This is a genomic window from Nonomuraea sp. NPDC049400 (assembly GCF_044466425.1).
Lineage (GTDB): Bacteria > Actinomycetota > Actinomycetes > Streptosporangiales > Streptosporangiaceae > Nonomuraea.
This window is the reverse complement of sequence record NZ_JBITMP010000005.1, coordinates 80060-97826: the sequence shown is the minus strand read 5'-3', so window position 1 is coordinate 97826 and position 17767 is coordinate 80060. Positions and strand designations below refer to the sequence as shown.

Sequence of the window (17767 nt, the reverse complement as noted above, 5' to 3'; positions counted from 1 at the left end):
AGGCCCGCGCGCTAGGCGCGGCGCCGGGCGCGGTAGGCGGCCACGTGCATGCGGTTGCCGCACGTCCGGCTGTCGCAGTACACCCGGGACCGGTTGCGGGACTCGTCGACGAACACGCGGTCGCAGTCGGGGGCCGAGCAGGTGCGCAGACGCTCGACCTCGCCTTCCACCAGCAAATGGGCCAGAGCCACCCCGCAGTCGGCCGCCACGTGCTCGGCCAGCGTCGCGTCGGCGGCGAAATAGTGCATGTGGAGCGGGTGGCCGTCGTGCTCCGTCATGCGGGGCGTGATCCGGGTCTCCGACAGCAGGGCGTTCAGCGTGCGGACCGCCGTGGGCTGGTCCGGAGCGGTGAAGACGCGGTGGAACGCCTCGCGCACCATCCGCACCTGGCCAAGATCGCGGGGGGTCAGCTTGGTGACGCCGCTGATCTGGCGCGACTCCACGAATGCCTGCAATTCGGCCAGGCCGGGCAAGCCCTCGTCGCCGCCTGTGGACGGTGAGGTGTTGACCAGCTCGACAACGGTGGCCAAAGAATGCACCATGTCATGGCCAAACGGCATGTTGACTCCTGTCCGCGCCGGGTTCTAGCGTTGTCGCACTGTATCTCCTACATGGGCGTCCGGGGGTCTCCATGAGTGCACATCGCCGTATCGTGCTGATCGCGATCGCCGGTGCACTGATCATTTCCACCTCCGGCCCCTTAGTGCGGCTCTCAGATGTATCGCCTGCCACGTCCGCGCTGTTCCGCTGTGCGTACGCCGTGCCGCCCATGCTCGTGCTGGCCTGGCTGGAACGGCGCAGGCTCGGGCCGCTGCCGGTCAAGGGGCTCGTGCTCGCCTGGCTCGCGGGGGTGGTGTTCGCGCTCGACCTGCTCTTCTGGCACCACGCGATCGAATACGTGGGCGCGGGACTCGCCACCGTGCTGGGGAACCTGCAGGTGTTCATCGTGGCCTTCGCGGCGTGGGCGGTGTTCCGGGAGCGGCCGTCCACACGCCTGATGATCGCCACGCCGGTGGTGTTCGCCGGGGTGGTGCTCATCTCCGGGATATTCGACAGCGGCGCCTACGGGAGCGATCCGGTCATGGGGGTGTGGGCGGGGATCGCCACGTCGGTCTCCTACGCGGCGTTTCTGCTGCTGATGAAGGCCGGGCCCGCGCGGGCGGCGGGGCCGCTGGCACACGCCACCGTGGTCGCCACCGTGGTCATCGCCGCGCTCAGTCCGCTGTTCGGGGGCGCCGACTTCGTGCCCAGCTGGCCGGCGCACGGGTGGCTGCTGCTGCTCGCGCTGGGGCCGCAGGTGCTGGGCTGGTCGCTGATCACGTTCTCGCTGCCGCGCCAGCCCGCCGCGCTCACCGCGCTGCTGTTGCTCATCCAGCCCATGACCACCGTGGCGCTGTCGGCGGTGGCGCTCGGCGAACGGCCGTCCGTCCTGCAGCTCGCCGGGTGCCTGGTGATCGTCCTTGGCGTTCTGTACGGCTCCGTCAGCCGTTCCCGGGCCCGCGAGGTCCACGACGAGGAGCTGTCGAAGGTCGCGTGAAGCGGGCTCAGACCACCTTGGCCGGAGCCGAGGAGCAGGAGGCGCAGGTGCCGAAGACCTCCACCGTGTGGGTGATCTCGGTGAAGCCGTGCTCGCTCCCCACGGCCTCCGCCCACCGCTCGACCGCGGGACCGGCCACCTCCACCGTGTGGCCGCAGCGACGGCAGACCAGGTGGTGGTGATGGACCTCGCTGGCGCACGCGCGGTAGACCGACTCGCCCTCGTCGGTGCGCAGCACGTCGACCTGGCCGCCGTCGGCCAGCGCCTGCAGGGCGCGGTAGACGGTGGTCAGGCCTATCTTGGCGCCGTGCAGACGCATCTCGGCATAGACGTCCTGAGCGCTGCGGAAGCCCTCGCTCTTGCGGAGGGTGTCGTGCACGGCATCGCGCCTCGTCGTCATGCGGCCTCCTCCATGCGCATCTTCGCTCGCTCGCTCACTGTCGACTCCTGGGTACGGCCTCGCCGTACGAATCTACCGACACCGAGCGCCAGGACGAAGCCGGCGAGGGCGAGAAGCACGATCGCGGCCCCCGGAGGCACCTTGGCCGAGTAGGTGGAGGCCAGCAGGCCGCCCACCGAGGCGAGCACCCCGAACAGCATGGCCAGCCCCATCGTGGTGCGGAACCCCCGCGTGAGCTGCTGGCTCGTGGCCACTGGGATCACCATCAGCGCGCTGACCAGCAGCAGGCCGACCACGCGCATGGCGATCACGACGGTCAGCGCGGCCGTGACCGCGATCAGCAGGCTGAGGAAGCGCACCGGCAGGCCGCTCGCCCTGGCCATCTCCTCGTCCTGGCAGAGCACGAACAGCTCCCTGCCGAAGATCACGACCACCGCGATCACGGCGACGGCCAGCGCGGCGATGACCCAGATGTCCTGGGGTGTCACGCTGGCGATGGCGCCGAACAGGTACGAGTTCAGCTTGGCGTTGCTGCCGCCGGGCGCGATGCCCATGAGCATGACACCGCCCGCGATCCCGCCGTAGAACAGCAGGGCGAGCGCCACGTCGCCGCTCGTCCGCCCCCGGGCCCTGACCAGCTCGATGGCCACCGCCCCGACCACCGCGACGATCACGGCCGTGAGCACCGGCGCCGTGCCCGTCAGGAAGCCCAGGGCCACGCCGGTCAGCGCCACGTGGCCGATGCCGTCGCCCAGCAGCGCCAGCCTGCGCTGCACGATGAACGTCCCCACGGCGGGCGCGCACAGGCCCACCAGCAGCGCGGCGACCAGGGCGAGCTGGAAGAGCTGCTCCTGGAGAAGATCCATGATCATGATACGTCCCCCTGCCACCCCGTCAGCGGTCCCACCGCAGGAGCGGCCGCGTGCGGGTGCTGGTGCTCGTGGCCCGGCCTGGCGCACTCGCCCTCCGGGCGCGGCGGGCGGCCGTCGTGCGCGACGCGGCCCTCGCGGATCACCACGCCGCGCGTGATGATCGGCTCCAGCGGCCCCAGCTCGTGCGCGACCAGCACCACCGTCTTGCCGTCCCGCACCAGCCCGGACAGCGTGTCGGCCAGCAACTGCTGCGTCTCGGCGTCCACGCCCGCCGTCGGCTCGTCCATCACGTACGTGTCCGGCTCCCCAGCCAGCGCCCGGGCGATGAGCACCCGCTGCTGCTGCCCGCCGGACAGCGACTGGACGGGGTCGTTCGCGCGGTCGGCCAGCCTGACCGCCTCCAGCGCGTCGGCCACGGCGGACCTGTCGGCTGAGCTGGTCCTGCGGAGCCGGCTCTGCCTGGCGATGCGGCCCGAGGCCACGACCTCCCGCACGGTGGCGGGCACGCCGCCGCCGACGTGCAGCCGCTGCGGCACGTAGCCGATGCGCCACCAGTCGCGGAACTTGCCGGGCGGGGCGCCGTACACCAGCGTCGAGCCGCCGGACAGCGGCGTGAGGCCGAGCAGCGCGCGGACCAGCGTCGACTTGCCCGAGCCGTTGGCGCCCAGAAGGGCCACGACCTCCCCAGGACAGACAGTCAGGTCGATCCCCCGAAGGACGGGCTTGCCATCGAAGGAGACCCGGCCGTCGGTCATTGCGAAGGCCGTTTCGCTCATGCCGTACACCCCAGTGCTGTTTGTAGGGTTTTGAGGTTATCGCGCATGGCGGACAGGTAGTCGCCGGAGGGCTTGCTCTCCAGCGGGTCGAGCACGGCCGTCTTGGCGCCGACCTCGTTCGCGAGCACCTCGGCCACCTTGGGGCTGACCAGGGACTCCGTGAAGATCGTGGTCACGCCCTCGGACTTGGCGAGCTTGGCCACCTCGGAGATGCGCGCGGGCGACGGCTCGCTCTCCGGGTCGAGCGTGATGCCGACCTGCTTGAGCCCGTAACGGTCCGCCAGGTAGCCGAACGCCTCGTGCGCGGTGACCAGCGTCTTGGTCTTGCACGTGCTGAGGCCCTTGGCGAGCTCCTGGTCGAGCGCCCCGAGCGCGCTCGCCGTCTTGGCGGCGCGATCCTTGTACCCCTGCGCGTGCGCCGGGTCGGCGGCGGCCAGGCGCTCGCCGAGCTTGGTGGCGACGGTGGCCAGGCGGGACGGGTCGAGCCAGAGGTGCGGATCGTAGGAGACCTCGTGGCCGTGCTCCTCCTCGCCACCCTCCTCTTCGTGTGCTCCCGCCGGAAGTGTCTTGACGGCCGTCGCGGCGTCGAAGCTCTTGTCCGCGTCCACCGCGTCGTCCACGGCCGGCTGGACGCCCTTGATGTAGACGGTGAGCGCGGCTTTCTGCAGCTCGCTCACCTGCTGGATGCCCAGCTCCAGGTCGTGCGGCTCCACGCCGGGCGCGGTCAGCCCGCTCACGTGCGCGTCGGATCCCCCCACTTGCTCGGTCAGCCACTGGAGCGGGTAGAACGCGGCGACCACCTCGGGCTTGCCGTCCGCGGCGGCTGTCTCAGCGGAGCCTGAGCCGCAGGCGGCAGTGGTGAGGAGGGCGGCTCCGGCCAGCAAACCAGCAGCGTACGACCGGGAAAATCCTGACATCATGTGAGTCAGTATGCGCCAAAATGAAAATGGTTGTCAAAATCCCCTGCATCTGAGCGCAGGATGCCGGACGGCGGCTGGGGGCCAGGGGCGCCGTACGGCATCCCGCCATCACCCCGGCGGGCGTGCGCCGGCTGAGCCGTTGCCGACGCCCGAGGTGACGTGTTGATGGCCTCCACTCCGTGGAGGCGGCTCGGTCGCTGGGGAGCCGTCGCCTTCCCTCGTCACTCCGGTCGCTACGCTCCCTGCGTTCCTCAGTCCAGGCGACGGCGCTCCCTCGCACAAGCGCCGCTCGCCCGTGTAGACGTTCATCGAGTCGCCGCGCAGGAACCCGATGAGCGTCAGCCCCTCCTCCGCGGCCAGTTCGACCGCGAGCGACGACGGCGCCGAGACCGCGGCGAGCGCCGGGACCCCGCCCATGACCGCCTTCTGCACCAGCTCGAACGAGGCCCGCCCGGACACCATCAGCACGGTGCCCCGCAGCGGGAGCCGGCCGTCGCGCAGCGCCCAGCCGAGCAGCTTGTCCACCGCGTTGTGCCGGCCCACGTCCTCGCGCACGCACAGCGGCTCGCCGTCGGCCGTGAACAGGCCGGCCGCGTGCAGGCCCCCGGTTCGGTCGAACACCCGCTGGGCCGCGCGCAGCCGGTCCGGAAGGGTGACGACGACGGACTGCGCCAGCTCGACCGGGTCGTCGCCGGCGCTCCAGCGAGCCACTGTGCGCACCGCCTCCAGCGACGCCTTGCCGCAGACACCGCAGGAGGACGTGGTGTAGAAGTTGCGCGGCGCGGGCGCCTCGAGGCCGGGCGCCAGCCGCACGTCGAGCACGTTGTAGGTGTTCCCGCCGTCCACCGTCCCGCCCGCGCAGTAGCGGATGGTGGCGATGTCGTCCGCCGAGCCCACGGCCCCCTCGCTGACCAGGAACCCGGCGGCCAGGTCGAAGTCGTCGCCGGGGGTGCGCATGGTGACCGTCAGCGGCGTCCCGTCGAGGCGGATCTCCAGCGGCTCCTCGGCGGCCAGCGAGTCGATCCGGCGCGTGCGGGCCGTGTCCTTCACGCGCAGGATCCGCCTCTTGACGGCGACCCTAGACATAGCCGTACCCGAAGCGGCCCTTGACGCACAGGTTGCCCTTGGTCACCGGGTTGTCGTGCGGCGAGGTCACCTTGACGATCTTGTTGTCCTGCACGTGCAGGGTCAGGTTGCAGCCGACCCCGCAGTAGCTGCAGATCGTGGTGGTCTCCGTCTGCCTGGACTCGTCCCAGGTGCCCTCGGCCCGCATGTCGAACTCGGTCTTGAACGACAGCGCGCCCGTCGGGCACACCTCGACGCAGTTGCCGCAGTAGACGCAGGCCGAGTCGGTGAGCGGGGCGTCGAACTCCGTGGAGATCGTCGCGTCGAAGCCCCGGCCCGCGACGCCGATGGCGAAGGTGTTCTGCCACTGGTCGCCGCAGGCGTCCACGCACTTGTAGCAGAGGATGCACTTGCTGTAGTCGCGTACGTAGAGGTCGTTGTCCACCTTGGCGGGCTGCTCCACCGTGGCCGCCTCGTCGCCGAACCGTGAGGGGTCGGCGCCGTACTCCTCGACCCACTCGGCGGCACGAGGGGTGGTCGACATGTCCACGGAGGAGCCGAGCAGCTCCAGCACCACCTTGCGGCTCTGCCTGGCGCGCTCGGTGCCGGTGCCGACCTTCATGCCCGGCTCGGCCTTCCTGGAGCAGGCGGGCGCGAGCGTCCTGGCGCCCTCCACCTCCACGACGCAGACGCGGCAGGCGTTCTTCGGGGTCAGCGTGTCGCCGTAGCAGAGGATCGGGACGTCCTTCCCCGCCGCCTGGCAGGCGTCGAGGATCGTCGAGCCCTCCGGCACGCGTACGTCCTCGCCGTCGATCTGCACGTCGATGAGCCGCCGGGGCGGCTGGAGCGGGATCATCTGAACACCCCCAGGCGGTCGATGGCGGATTCGACGGCGTTCCAGGCGGTCTGTCCCAGGCCGCAGATGGAGGCGTCGCGCATGGTCTGGCCGACCTCGCGCAGCAGCACGAGATCGTCGTCGGAGACCCGGCGCGACAGGCGGTGCAGGGCCTCCTCCTGCCGTACGGTGCCCACCCGGCAGGGCACGCACTGGCCGCAGGACTCGTCGCGGAAGAACTCCGCGATGCGCAGCAGCAGCCGTTTCATGTCCACGGTGTCGTCGATGACGAGCACCACGCCGGAGCCGAGCGTGGCCCCCGCGTTCCTGGTGCCCTCGAAGGTGAGCGGGATGTCCAGGTCGGTGACGAACGCGCCGGCTGCGCCCCCGAGCAGGACCGCCCTGGTCGTGCCGGTGGTCCCGGCCAGCTCCACCAGTTCGCGCAAGGTGGCGCCGAACGTCAGCTCGTACACGCCGGGCCGCTCGACCGCGCCCGAGACGCAGAACAGCTTGGGCTCGGCCGCCGCGTACGCCTGGGCGCCGCGCTCCAGGATCGGCAGCACGTTGACCAGCGTCTCGACGTTGTTGACCACGGTCGGCTTGCCGAACAGCCCCTTCTCCACGGGGAACGGCGGCTTGCTGCGCGGCTCGCCGCGCTTGCCCTCGATGGAGTTGAAGATCGCGGTCTCCTCGCCGCAGATGTACGCGCCCGCGCCTCTTCGCAGCTCGATGTCGAACGACAGCCCCTTGCCCAGGATGTCGTCGCCGAGCAGCCCCCGGGCGCGGGCGGTCGCGATGGCGTGCTGGAGCCGCGCGGTCGCTCGGGGGTACTCGCCCCTGATGTAGAGGTAGCCCTTGGCACAGCCGGTGGCGTAGCCGGCGATCGTCATGGCCTCCACCAGCGCGTACGGGTCGCCCTCCATGATGACCCGGTCCTTGAACGTGCCCGGCTCGCTCTCGTCGGCGTTGCACACCAGGTAGTGCGGGTGGTCGGGCTGCCGCGCGGTGGCGTCCCACTTGCGGCCGGTCGGGAACGCGGCGCCACCCCTGCCGACCAGCCCCGACTCCAGCACCTCACGGATCACTCCGGCGGGGCCCAGCTCGAACGCCCGCCTGAGCGCGCTGTAGCCGCCGGCCGCGCGGTAGTCGTCCAGGCTACCGGGATCGGTCGTGCCGACCCTCCTGAGCAGGACCAGCCCGTCCTGGCCGGCCTGCGGCACGGCGTCCCGCACCGGGGCATCGCCGGCCACGTCGAGGCTGGGGGTGCGGCCGTTGGGGCTCGGTGCGGCGGCGATCGTGTCGGCGTGCGCGGGGGCGTACACCTGGCCCTTAGGGGGTGTGCCCGCCTCGAGGGCGAGCGCGGCGGGGGCGCGTTCGCACAGGCCCAGGCAGGGGCTCTCGTGCCACGACCGGCCCTGCGGGCCGAGCGCCTCCTCGACCCGCCTGCGCACGCCCTCCGCGCCCTTCGCCTGGCAGGCCAGGTCGGTGCAGACGTGCAGCACCCGCTTCGGGCGCGGCTCCATGGAGAACAGCGAGTAGAACGTGGCCACCCCGTACGCCTCCGCGGGCGGCACGGTGAGGCGGCGGCAGATGTACTCGAGCGCGCCCTCGCTGATCCACCCGACCCGGTCGTTGACCGCGTGCAGGGCGGGCAGCAACAGGTCGCGCTGCGACTCGGCGCGGGCGGCCACCCGCAGGTCGGTCTCGGTCCTCGAGCCGCCCTCCCATGCGGTGGCGGGCGGCCCGAGCAGGGCGTCGACCGCCGCGCGCTCCTCCTCGGACGGCTCGGCGCCGCGGAACCTCAGATCCATCTGATCACCCGGCTTTCACGAGCTTCTCGACGCGTACGGCTGCCGCCTTGAACTCGGCCGTGCCCGCGATCGGGCAGGTGGCCTCGATGGTCAGGGCATTGGTGTCCACCTCGTCCGGGAAGTGGAAGGTCATGAACACCAGCCCGGGCCGCAGGGCGGGGTCGATGAACACCGGCGCGACCACCGACCCGCGCCGCGAGCTGATCCGCACCTCCTCGCCCGCGACGACGCCGAGCCGTTCGGCGTCCTCCGGGCACAGCTCCACCGTCTCGCCGCGGCGCAGGGGAGAGGCGAACCCGGAGGACTGCACGCCCGTGTTGTACGAGTCGAGCCGCCGCCCGGTCGTCAGCCGCAGCGGATATTCCTCGTCCAGCAGGTCCACCGGCGGAGAGTGGCGCAGCACCGCGAACGGCGCCGGCACGCCCCGCTTGACCGGGTCGCTCTCCCACAGCCTGCCGTGCAGGTAGGGCGGCTCCAGCGAGTCCTCCGACGGGCAGGGCCACTGGATGCCCTGCAGGTCGGCGAGCCGCTGGTACGTCATGCCCTTGTGCTGGGGCGACATGGCGCGCAGCTCGTTCCAGACCTCCTCTGCGCCGTCGTAGTGCCAGTCGTGGCCCAGCCTGCGGGCGATCTCGCACATGATCCAGATGTCGTCGCGCGCCTCGCCCGGCGGTTCCACGGCCTTGCGCACCCGCTGGACCCGGCGCTCGCTGTTGGTGAACGTGCCGTCCGCCTCGCACCAGGCGGCGCTGGCGGGCAGCACGACGTCGGCCATCTGGGCGGTCTTGGTGAGGAAGATGTCCTGCACGACCAGGTGGTCCAGCATGGACAGGCGCTTGATGCAGGCCAGCGAGTCGGCCTCGGACTGCACGGGGTTCTCACCGATGAGGTAGCAGGTGGTCACCTCGCCCTCCGCCATCGCCTCCAGCATCTGGGTGAGGTTGAGGCCGTACTGTGGCTGGATCTCCCTGCCCCACGCGCTCTCGAAGCGCGCCCTGATGTTCGGGTCGAGAATGTCCTGGAAGCCGGGCAGGCGGTTGGGGATGGCGCCCATGTCGCCGCCGCCCTGCACGTTGTTCTGGCCGCGCAGCGGCGACAGGCCCGAGCCGTAGCGCCCGACGTGGCCGGTGAGCAGGGCCAGGTTGATGAGGGCCCGTACGTTGTCCGTCGCGTTGTGGTGCTCGGTGATGCCGAGCGTCCAGCACAGCTGGGCGCGGTCGGCGCGGGCGTAGGCGTGGGCCAGCTCGCGGATGGCGCCGGCGGGCACGCCGGTGACCTGCTCGGCGGCGGTCAGCGTCCACGGCTCTACCGACTCCTTGAACTCCTCGAAGCCGGCCGTGGCGCGCTCGATGAACGCCTCGTTGTGCAGCCCGGCGTGGATGATCTCCCTGGCCACCGCGTGGGCGAGGGGGATGTCGGTGCCCACGTTGAGCCCCAGCCACAGGTCGGCCCACTGGGCGGTGCCGGTGCGGCGCGGGTCCACCGCGAACATGCGCGCGCCGTTGCGAATGCCCTTCAGTACGTGCTGGAAGAAGATGGGATGGGCGTTGCGCGCCGCCGACCCCCACATCACGATCACATCGGTGTCCTCCACCTCCTGGTAGGAGGAGGTGCCGCCACCGCTGCCGAACACCGCCGACAGCCCCGCCACGCTCGGCGCGTGGCAGGTGCGGTTGCAGGAGTCCACGTTGTTGGTGCCGATCACCACACGGGTGAACTTCTGCCCGACGTAGTTCATCTCATTGGTGGAGCGGGCGCACGACAGCATGGCGAAGCTGTCGGGGCCGTGCCTGGCGATATTGCGGCGGAAACCCTCCGCCGCCCGCTCGAGCGCCTCTTCCCAGGTCGCTCTGCGCAGCACGCCGTTCTCGCGCACCAGTGGATGGGTCAGGCGGTCATAGCTCATGATCCCTCCATTCTGTATACAGACTACGGTATTCCCGCTTAGCCTGCGCGGACAAGGTTCGCGTTGAGCAGGTCGCTCACCGCGTGGATCGCGCGCAGCGTCGGCACCTCGGCGCCGGTGAGGTCGGCCAGCTCGACCACCGCCGCCAGCAGCACGTCCAGCTCCAGCGGCTTGCCCTTCTCCAGGTCCTGGAGCGTGGAGGTCTTGTGCTCGCCTGCCTTCTCCGCGCCCCGCAGGCGGCGCTCGATCGAGATCCCCGGATCGCAGCCGACCCTCCTGGCCACCTCGACGGTCTCCCGCATCATGGCCACGACCAGTTCCCTGGCGCCGTCGTGGCGGCAGATCCCGGCCATCGTGGCCCTGGCAAGCGCGCTGATGGGGTTGAAGGCGATGTTGCCCATGAGCTTGATCCAGACGTCGCGCCGCAGGTCGCGCTCCACCGGGCACTTCAGCCCGCCCGCGATCGCGGCCTCGCTGAAGGCGGCGCACCGCTCGGTCAGCCGGCCGTCCGGCTCGCCGATGGAGAAGCGGGTGCCTTCGAGGTGGCGGATCACGCCGGGCCGCTCGATCTCGGTGGCGGCGTACACGACGCAGCCGACGGCGCGGTGCAGGGGCAGCGCGGTCGTGACCGCGCCGCCCGGGTCGACGCTCTCGATGCGGTAGCCCTCGTAGGGGCCCTTGAGCCCGTGGAAGTACCACCACGGGATGCCGTTCTGCGCGGCGATGATGCTCGTGGACCCGTGCAGGAGCGGCTTGATCATGGGGCCGGCGGAGGCGTAGCTGTTCGCCTTGAGGCCCAGGAAGACGTGGTCCACCGGGCCTATTTCGGCGGGGTCGTCGGTGGCATGGGGGTGGGCGGTGAAGTCGCCCCTGGGGGTGAGCACCCGCACACCGGCGCGGCGTATCGCCTGAAGGTGCTCGCCTCTCGCGATGAGGTGCACCTCGACTTCCGCCCGGTGGAGGGCGGCCCCCACGTATGCGCCGATGGCGCCGGCGCCAAGAACAGCGACCTTCAAAGCTGCGCTCCGTTCTCGCGTCGGATTTGCATTCGGTATACAGTATGGAAAAACGCGGGTCAAGGAGCGTGCCCATGACCGTTTCGCAGGTGGAGGCGACGACCTGGTCCGCCGCGCGCGCCCTCGCGGCGGCGTCCACGGTCTCGCTGGAGCCCACTTTGGTGCCGTTGTCCGACGCGCTCGGCTGCCGCCTCGCCGCGCCGTTGACGGCGCTGGTGGCGGTGCCGGGGGTGGACGTCGCGGCAATGGACGGCTACGCGGTGGCCGGTGCCGGTCCGTGGCGCGTGATGGGATGCGTGCTGGCCGGTGGTGCGCGCTACGGACCCGAGCTCCGGCCGGGCGAGGCGGTGGAGATCGCCACCGGCGCGCCGACCCCCGCGGGTGCGTCGGCGGTGCTGCCCTACGAGCACGCGACGGAAGTGCCGCCTCCCGGACCTGCGGCTGAGGTGTCGCTTGCCGGGCCGGCGGCGGTGCCCCGGGCGCGGGTGGAGGCGGAGCCGGGGTGGGTGGATGGCGCCGTGGAGGCGGGGCGGCACATCCGGCGGCGCGGCGAGGACATCGCCGAGGGTGCGGTGGTGCTCGGCGCGGGCGCGGTGGTGACCCCGGTGGCACTGGGCCTGGCCGCCGCGCTGGGCCATGACCGACTCCTGGTACGCCCGAAGCCGCGCGTGGCGGTGCTGGTGACGGGTGACGAGGTCGTGCACGAGGGCCGCCCCGCGCCGGGCCGGGTGCGCGATGCCATCGGCCCGTTCCTGCCGGGGCTGGTGGCGTGGGCCGGAGGCCGGGTGGCGAGCACGGACCGGCTGCCCGACGGCGAGCACGCGCTGCGCACCACACTCGCCGCGCTGGCAGCGAAAGCGCCGCCTGCCACGCCCGCACCGCATGCTCGCGCCACGCCAGAGGAGGCGGCGCCGCATGCTCACGCCACGCGCGAGGAACTGGCACCGCTCGGAGAGGCGGGGGCGTCGGGGCTGGGCGTTGACGTGGTCGTCGTGTGCGGCGCGTCGTCCAAGGGCCCTGCCGACCACCTCAGGGCCGTGCTCGGCGACCTCGGCGCCGACGTGCTCATCGACGGCGTCGCCGTGCGGCCCGGGCACCCGCAGCTCCTGGCCCGGCTGCCGGAAGGGCCGCTGGTCGTGGGCCTGCCGGGGAACCCGTTCGCAGCCCTCGGTGCGGCCCTCACGCTGCTCGTCCCCATTCTGCGCGAACTGGCCGGAACCCCGGCCCGCACGGAGACGTCGGCGCTGGCCGGAGCCGTGCGGGCACACGACAGGGACACCCGGCTGGTGCCGGTCAGGAGGTCCAGCCGGGGCGCGGTGCCGGTGGGGCACGATCGGCCGGGCTCGTTGTGGGGAGCGGCGCTGGCCGACGCGCTGGCCGTCGTCCCCCCGCGGTGGGCCGGTGAGCAGGTCGAGCTGATCGAGTTGCCTCCTGGGGGCTAGACAGGCCGATCGGGAGGGAGTAACCATTGCGGTCATACGGTATGCAGTATGCGGAAGACAGCGCCAGGAAAGGTGGCATGATGTCGGAAACGATCTCTGGCGGTCATCTCGTAGCCAAGGCACTCAAGGCCGAGGGCGTGGATGTGATCTACACGCTCTGCGGCGGCCACATCATCGATATCTATGACGGCTGCGTCGATGAGGGCATCGAGGTCATCGACGTACGCCACGAGCAGGTAGCCGCGCACGCGGCGGACGGGTACGCGCGCATCACCGGCAAGCCCGGCTGCGCGGTGGTCACCGCGGGACCGGGCACGACCGACGCGGTCACCGGCGTGGCCAACGCCTTCCGCGCGGAGAGCCCCATGTTGCTCATCGGCGGCCAGGGAGCGCTGAGCCAGCACAAGATGGGCTCGCTGCAGGACCTGCCGCACGTGGACATGATGACCCCGATCACCAAGTTCGCCGCCACGGTGCCCAGCACGGAACGGGTGGCCGACATCGTGTCGATGGCCTTCCGCGAGTGCTACCACGGCGCTCCCGGGCCGTCGTTCCTGGAGATCCCGCGTGACGTGCTCGACGCGAAGGTCCCACTGGAGAAGGCCCGCATCCCCAAGGCCGGGCACTACCGGGCCTCCACACGCCAGCAGGGCGACCCGGAGGCGATCGAGCGGCTGGCGGACCTGCTGGCGCACGCCGAGAAGCCGTGCATCCTGCTCGGGAGCCAGGTGTGGACGTGCCGGGCGACCGACGCCGCGATCGACTTCGTGCGGGCCCTGAACGTGCCGGCGTACATGAACGGCTCCGGCCGCGGCACGCTCCCGCCGGGCGACCAGCACCACTTCCAGCTCAGCCGCAGGTACGCCTTCACCAACGCCGACCTGATCATCATCGTCGGCACCCCGTTCGACTTCAGGATGGGCTACGGCAAGCGCCTCTCGCCGACCGCCACCGTGGTCCAGATCGACCTCGACTACCGCACTGTCGGGAAAAATCGGGACATCGACCTGGGGATCGTGGGCGACGCGGGCCTCATCCTCGCGGCGGCGACCCAGGCCGCCAGCGGCCGCGTCGAGAACGCGGCCGCCAAGCGCAAGGAGTGGATGGACGAGCTGCGCGCGGTCGAGACCCAGGCGTACGAGAAGCGCCTGCCCCGCCAGCTCTCCGGCGCCCAGCCCATCGACCCCTACCGCCTGGTCCACGAGATCAACGAGTTCCTGACCGAGGACACCATCTACATCGGCGACGGCGGCGACATCGTCACCTTCTCGGGCCAGGTCGTCCAGCCGAAGTCGCCCGGCCACTGGATGGACCCGGGCCCGCTCGGCACGCTCGGCGTCGGCATGGCCTTCGCGATGGCCGCCAAGCAGGCGCGGCGCGACAAGGAGGTGCTCTGCCTGTTCGGCGACGGCGCCTTCAGCCTGACCGGGTGGGACTTCGAGACCATGGTCCGCTTCGACCTGCCGTTCATCGGGGTCATCGGCAACAACTCGTCCATGAACCAGATCAGGTACGGCCAGGCCGCAAAGTACGGCGAGGACCGCGCCCGCGTCGGCAACACCCTCGGCGACATCCGCTACGGCGACTTCGCCAAGCTGCTCGGCGGCCACGGCGAGGAGGTGCGCGACCCGGCCGAGATCCGCCCCGCGCTGGAGCGGGCCAGGGAGTCGGGCAAGCCCTCGCTGATCAACGTGTGGGTCGATCCGGAGGTCTACGCCCCCGGAACCATGAACCAGACAATGTACAAGTAGGGGATACACCAACATGAAGGCTCTCGAAGGTGTCCGCGTCCTCGACATGACCCATGTCCAGTCGGGCCCGTCCTGCACCCAGCTGCTCGCCTGGCTGGGCGCGGACGTGGTCAAGCTGGAGGCCCCGACCGGCGACATCACCCGGCAGCAGCTCCGCGACCTGCCGGGCGTCGACAGCCTCTACTTCACGATGCTCAACTGCAACAAGCGCAGCATCACCCTCAACATGAAGAGCGAGCGCGGCAAGGAGATCTTCACCGAGCTGGTGAAGAGCGCCGACATCCTGGTGGAGAACTTCGGCCCGGGCGCGGTCGACCGCATGGGCTTCACCTGGGAGCGCCTCCAGGAGCTCAACCCGCGCCTGATCTACGCCTCGATCAAGGGCTTCGGCACCGGCAGGTACGCCAGGTTCAAGGCGTACGAGGTGATCGCCCAGGCCATGGGCGGCTCGATGAGCACCACCGGCTTCGAGGAGGGTCCGCCGCTGGCCACCGGGGCGCAGATCGGCGACTCGGGCACCGGCATCCACACGGTGGCCGGCATCCTGGCCGCCCTCTACCAGCGTCAGCAGACCGGACGCGGGCAGCGCGTGCAGGTGGCCATGCAGCACGCCGTGCTGAACCTGTGCCGCGTCAAGCTCCGCGACCAGCAGCGGCTGGCGCACGGCCCGCTGCGCGAGTACCCGAACAAGACCTTCGGCGACGAGGTGCCCCGCTCGGGCAACGCCAGCGGCGGCGGCCAGCCCGGCTGGGCGGTGCGTTGCGCGCCCGGCGGCCCGAACGACTACATCTACGTCATCGTGCAGCCGATCGGCTGGAAGCCGATCTCGAACATCATCGGCCGCCCCGAGCTGGCCGAGGACCCCGAGTGGGCGACGCCTGAGGCACGGCTGCCGAAGCTGGACAAGATGTTCCAGCTCATCGAGGAGTGGACGATCCGCCACGACAAGTGGACGGTCCTCGACCGGCTCAACGCCGAGAACATCCCCTGCGGGCCGATCCTGTCCACCAAGGAGCTGGCCGAGGACGAGAGCCTGCGCGAGGAGGGCATCGTCGTCACGGTCGAGCACCCGGAGCGCGGCGAGTTCGTGACCGTCGGCAGCCCGCTGCAGCTGTCGGACTCCCCGGTGGACGTCCGCACCCCGCCCCTGCTCGGCGAGCACAACCAGGAGATCTACGGCGAGCTCGGCGTCAGCGCGGACGAGCTGGTCGAATTGAAGACGAATGGAGTCATCTAGTGGAGCGGCGAGTAGGGCCCGACAGCGGCAGCCTCCAGCGTGACCAGGGAGGGCCCGTAGGGAGCGCGACCATGGGCGCTGTCAGCGAAGTCATCGAGAAGGCGCTCGCCGAGGGCCGCACAGCCCTGACGGCTCCTGAGGGGCGCAAGCTGTGCGAGGAGTACGGCATCGCCACCCCGGGCGAGGGCCTGGCCACCTCAGCCGACGAGGCGGTGGCCATCGCCGAGCGCATCGGGCTTCCGGTCGTGCTGAAGATCGTCTCGCCCGACATCCTGCACAAGACCGACGCCGGCGGCGTGCTGGTCGGGCTCAGGACCGCGGCGGAGGTCCGGGCGGGCTACGACACGATCCTGGCCAACGCCCGCGCCTACAACCCCGACGCCAAGGTCGACGGCATCCAGGTGCAGCAGCTTGTCGGCGGCGGCCACGAGGTCATCGTCGGCGCCGTCACCGACCCCACCTTCGGCAAGGTCATCGCCTTCGGACTGGGTGGCGTCCTGGTCGAGGTGCTCAAGGACGTGACCTTCCGGCTTGCCCCGGTCTCGGGTGAAGCCGCCCTTGGGATGCTGGACGACATCAGGGCGGCGGAGGTGCTCCGTGGCGCCCGTGGCGCGGAGCCCGCCAACCGGGAGGCGCTCGCGGAGCTGATCGAGCGCGTCGGCAGGCTGGTCTCCGACTTCCCCGAGATCGTGGAGGTGGACCTCAACCCGGTCTTCGCGGACGCGAACGGCGCGGTCGCCGCCGACGTGCGCGTCCTCATCGGCGACAAGCCCGCCGAGGTCAGCCGGCTGCCGCGCGAGGAGATCCTCCGCCAGATGACGCGGATCTTCAAGCCGCGCTCGGTCGCCGTGATCGGCGCCTCGGCCGAGACCGGCAAGATCGGCAACTCGGTCATGCGCAACCTCATCAACGGCGGCTACCAGGGTCAGATCTTCCCGATCAACCCCAAGGCCGACGAGATCATGGGGCTGACCGCGTACAAGAGCATCTCGGACGTCCCGGGGGACGTGGACGTGGCCGTGTTCGCGATCCCCGCCAAGTTCGTGGCGCCCGCGCTGGAGGAGGTGGGGCAGAAGGGGGTGGCGGGCGCCGTCATGATCCCGTCGGGGTTCGCCGAGACGGGGAACGTCGAGGGCCAGCAGGAGATCGTGGAGATCGCGCGCAGGCACGGCGTGCGCATGCTGGGGCCCAACATCTACGGCTACTACTACACGCCGGAGAACCTCTGCGCGACGTTCTGCACCCCGTACGACGTCAAGGGCAGCGTGGCGCTGACCTCGCAGAGCGGCGGCATCGGCATGGCCATCCTGGGCTTCAGCCGGACCACCAAGATGGGCGTCTCGGCCATCGTCGGCGTCGGCAACAAGGCCGACGTGGACGAGGACGACCTGCTGACCTTCTTCGAGCAGGACGACAACACCAAGGCCGTGGCCATGCACCTGGAGGACCTCAAGGACGGGCGCGGCTTCGTCGAGGCCGCGCGCAGGGTCGTCAAGCAGAAGCCGGTCATCGTGCTCAAGGCCGGCCGCACCGCGATGGGCGCGCGGGCGGCGGGCTCGCACACGGGCGCGCTGGCGGGCGACGACAAGGTGTACGACGACATCCTGCGGCAGGCCGGGGTGGTGCGGGCGCCGGGGCTGAACGACATGCTGGAGTACGCCCGCGCGCTGCCGATCCTGCCCGCGCCCAAGGGCGAGAACGTCGTCATCATCACCGGGGCGGGCGGCTCCGGCGTGCTGCTCTCGGACGCCGTCGTGGACGCCGGGCTGACGCTCATGGACATCCCGCCCGACCTGGACGCGGCGTTCCGCGCCTACATCCCGCCGTTCGGCGCGGCGGGCAACCCCATCGACATCACCGGCGGCGAACCGCCCTCCACGTATGAGAACACGGTCCGCCTGGGCCTGGCCGACGAGCGCATCCACGCGCTGGTCCTGGGCTACTGGCACACGATCGTGACGCCGCCGATGGTCTTCGCCGAACTCGTCGCCCGGGTGGTGGCGGAGGAGCGGGCGAAGGGCAATGTCAAGCCGGTCGTGGCGTCGCTCGCCGGCGACACCGAGGTCGAGGAGGCCAGCGAGTACCTGTTCGAGCACGGCGTGGTCGCGTACCCGTACACAACGGAAAAGCCCGTGGCGGTCCTCGGTGCGAAGTACCGCTGGGCCAGGGCGGCTGGACTGCTGAGCTAAGAGCCGAGCG

The 17767-nt window shown here is 71.0% G+C and carries 15 protein-coding genes; 5 read left to right on the top strand and 10 right to left on the bottom strand.

Features of this window, described 5'->3' with window-relative positions; genetic code table 11:
• Positions 1-11: 11 nt before the first annotated feature.
• Positions 12-539 carry a CGNR zinc finger domain-containing protein gene (locus tag ACIBVN_RS08540; RefSeq protein ID WP_349455532.1) on the bottom strand — a complete coding sequence of 176 codons (528 nt, stop codon included), beginning with the start codon at positions 537-539 and terminating at the stop codon, positions 12-14.
• Positions 540-631: 92 nt separating this feature from the next.
• Here ACIBVN_RS08540 and ACIBVN_RS08535 point away from each other — a divergent pair, with 92 nt between their 5' ends.
• Entirely contained in the window at positions 632-1537 is a 906-nt protein-coding gene (locus ACIBVN_RS08535; protein WP_397134088.1) for a DMT family transporter, read from the top strand.
• Between the two features lie 7 nt (positions 1538-1544).
• Here ACIBVN_RS08535 and ACIBVN_RS08530 read toward each other — a convergent pair whose 3' ends face one another.
• The 9 genes from ACIBVN_RS08530 to ACIBVN_RS08490 all read right to left on the bottom strand — a co-directional run bounded on the left by ACIBVN_RS08530 (position 1545) and on the right by ACIBVN_RS08490 (position 11138).
• Positions 1545-1937: a Fur family transcriptional regulator gene (locus tag ACIBVN_RS08530; RefSeq protein WP_397134086.1), complete on the bottom strand. Its 393-nt coding sequence runs from the start codon at positions 1935-1937 to the stop codon at positions 1545-1547.
• Positions 1934-2806: a metal ABC transporter permease gene (locus ACIBVN_RS08525; RefSeq protein WP_397134617.1), complete on the bottom strand. Its 873-nt coding sequence runs from the start codon at positions 2804-2806 to the stop codon at positions 1934-1936. The genes ACIBVN_RS08530 and ACIBVN_RS08525 overlap by 4 nt, the downstream gene beginning before the upstream one ends.
• Positions 2806-3585, bottom strand: a complete 780-nt coding sequence (locus ACIBVN_RS08520) for a metal ABC transporter ATP-binding protein (RefSeq protein WP_397134084.1) — start codon at positions 3583-3585, stop codon at positions 2806-2808. Before ACIBVN_RS08520 ends, ACIBVN_RS08525 begins: the two co-directional genes overlap by 1 nt.
• On the bottom strand, positions 3582-4505 hold the full coding sequence (locus ACIBVN_RS08515; RefSeq protein ID WP_397134082.1) for a metal ABC transporter substrate-binding protein: 924 nt from the start codon (positions 4503-4505) through the stop codon (positions 3582-3584). The genes ACIBVN_RS08520 and ACIBVN_RS08515 overlap by 4 nt, the downstream gene beginning before the upstream one ends.
• Before the next feature lie 108 nt (positions 4506-4613).
• A complete protein-coding gene (gene fdhD / locus ACIBVN_RS08510) occupies positions 4614-5591 on the bottom strand; it encodes a formate dehydrogenase accessory sulfurtransferase FdhD (RefSeq protein ID WP_397134080.1) in 978 nt (325 codons plus the stop codon).
• Positions 5584-6426: a 2Fe-2S iron-sulfur cluster-binding protein gene (locus ACIBVN_RS08505; protein WP_397134078.1), complete on the bottom strand. Its 843-nt coding sequence runs from the start codon at positions 6424-6426 to the stop codon at positions 5584-5586. The genes fdhD and ACIBVN_RS08505 overlap by 8 nt, the downstream gene beginning before the upstream one ends.
• Positions 6423-8216, bottom strand: coding sequence for an NAD(P)H-dependent oxidoreductase subunit E (locus tag ACIBVN_RS08500; protein WP_397134076.1), 1794 nt, complete (start codon positions 8214-8216; stop codon positions 6423-6425). The genes ACIBVN_RS08505 and ACIBVN_RS08500 overlap by 4 nt, the downstream gene beginning before the upstream one ends.
• Positions 8217-8220: 4 nt before the next feature.
• Positions 8221-10122: a molybdopterin oxidoreductase family protein gene (locus ACIBVN_RS08495; RefSeq protein WP_397134074.1), complete on the bottom strand. Its 1902-nt coding sequence runs from the start codon at positions 10120-10122 to the stop codon at positions 8221-8223.
• 38 nt (positions 10123-10160) lie between these two features.
• Positions 10161-11138, bottom strand: a complete 978-nt coding sequence (locus ACIBVN_RS08490) for a 2-dehydropantoate 2-reductase (RefSeq protein WP_397134072.1) — start codon at positions 11136-11138, stop codon at positions 10161-10163.
• A 74-nt stretch (positions 11139-11212) separates the two neighbouring features.
• Here ACIBVN_RS08490 and ACIBVN_RS08485 point away from each other — a divergent pair, with 74 nt between their 5' ends.
• The 4 genes from ACIBVN_RS08485 to ACIBVN_RS08470 all read left to right on the top strand — a co-directional run bounded on the left by ACIBVN_RS08485 (position 11213) and on the right by ACIBVN_RS08470 (position 17757).
• Positions 11213-12580, top strand: coding sequence for a molybdopterin molybdotransferase MoeA (locus ACIBVN_RS08485; RefSeq protein WP_397134070.1), 1368 nt, complete (start codon positions 11213-11215; stop codon positions 12578-12580).
• Positions 12581-12657: 77 nt separating this feature from the next.
• A complete protein-coding gene (locus tag ACIBVN_RS08480) occupies positions 12658-14331 on the top strand; it encodes a thiamine pyrophosphate-binding protein (RefSeq protein ID WP_397134068.1) in 1674 nt (557 codons plus the stop codon).
• 13 nt (positions 14332-14344) lie between these two features.
• Complete coding sequence (gene frc / locus ACIBVN_RS08475; protein ID WP_397134066.1) at positions 14345-15568, top strand: formyl-CoA transferase; 1224 nt, start codon at positions 14345-14347, stop codon at positions 15566-15568.
• A 71-nt stretch (positions 15569-15639) separates the two neighbouring features.
• A complete protein-coding gene (locus ACIBVN_RS08470; RefSeq protein ID WP_397134064.1) occupies positions 15640-17757 on the top strand; it encodes an acetate--CoA ligase family protein in 2118 nt (705 codons plus the stop codon).
• The last annotated feature ends 10 nt before the right edge of the window (positions 17758-17767 follow it).

Bases quoted from the DNA above. Each gene is read 5' to 3' on its own strand.
- ACIBVN_RS08515 (WP_397134082.1), bottom strand. From the start codon at position 4,505: ATGATGTCAGGATTTTCCCGGTCGTACGCTGCTGGTTTGCTGGCCGGA.
- ACIBVN_RS08520 (WP_397134084.1), bottom strand. From the start codon at position 3,585: ATGAGCGAAACGGCCTTCGCAATGACCGACGGCCGGGTCTCCTTCGAT.
- ACIBVN_RS08505 (WP_397134078.1), bottom strand. From the start codon at position 6,426: ATGATCCCGCTCCAGCCGCCCCGGCGGCTCATCGACGTGCAGATCGAC.
- ACIBVN_RS08530 (WP_397134086.1), bottom strand. From the start codon at position 1,937: ATGACGACGAGGCGCGATGCCGTGCACGACACCCTCCGCAAGAGCGAG.
- ACIBVN_RS08500 (WP_397134076.1), bottom strand. From the start codon at position 8,216: ATGGATCTGAGGTTCCGCGGCGCCGAGCCGTCCGAGGAGGAGCGCGCG.
- ACIBVN_RS08470 (WP_397134064.1), top strand. From the start codon at position 15,640: ATGGGCGCTGTCAGCGAAGTCATCGAGAAGGCGCTCGCCGAGGGCCGC.
- frc (WP_397134066.1), top strand. From the start codon at position 14,345: ATGAAGGCTCTCGAAGGTGTCCGCGTCCTCGACATGACCCATGTCCAG.
- ACIBVN_RS08495 (WP_397134074.1), bottom strand. From the start codon at position 10,122: ATGAGCTATGACCGCCTGACCCATCCACTGGTGCGCGAGAACGGCGTG.
- ACIBVN_RS08485 (WP_397134070.1), top strand. From the start codon at position 11,213: ATGACCGTTTCGCAGGTGGAGGCGACGACCTGGTCCGCCGCGCGCGCC.
- ACIBVN_RS08480 (WP_397134068.1), top strand. From the start codon at position 12,658: ATGATGTCGGAAACGATCTCTGGCGGTCATCTCGTAGCCAAGGCACTC.
- fdhD (WP_397134080.1), bottom strand. From the start codon at position 5,591: ATGTCTAGGGTCGCCGTCAAGAGGCGGATCCTGCGCGTGAAGGACACG.
- ACIBVN_RS08535 (WP_397134088.1), top strand. From the start codon at position 632: ATGAGTGCACATCGCCGTATCGTGCTGATCGCGATCGCCGGTGCACTG.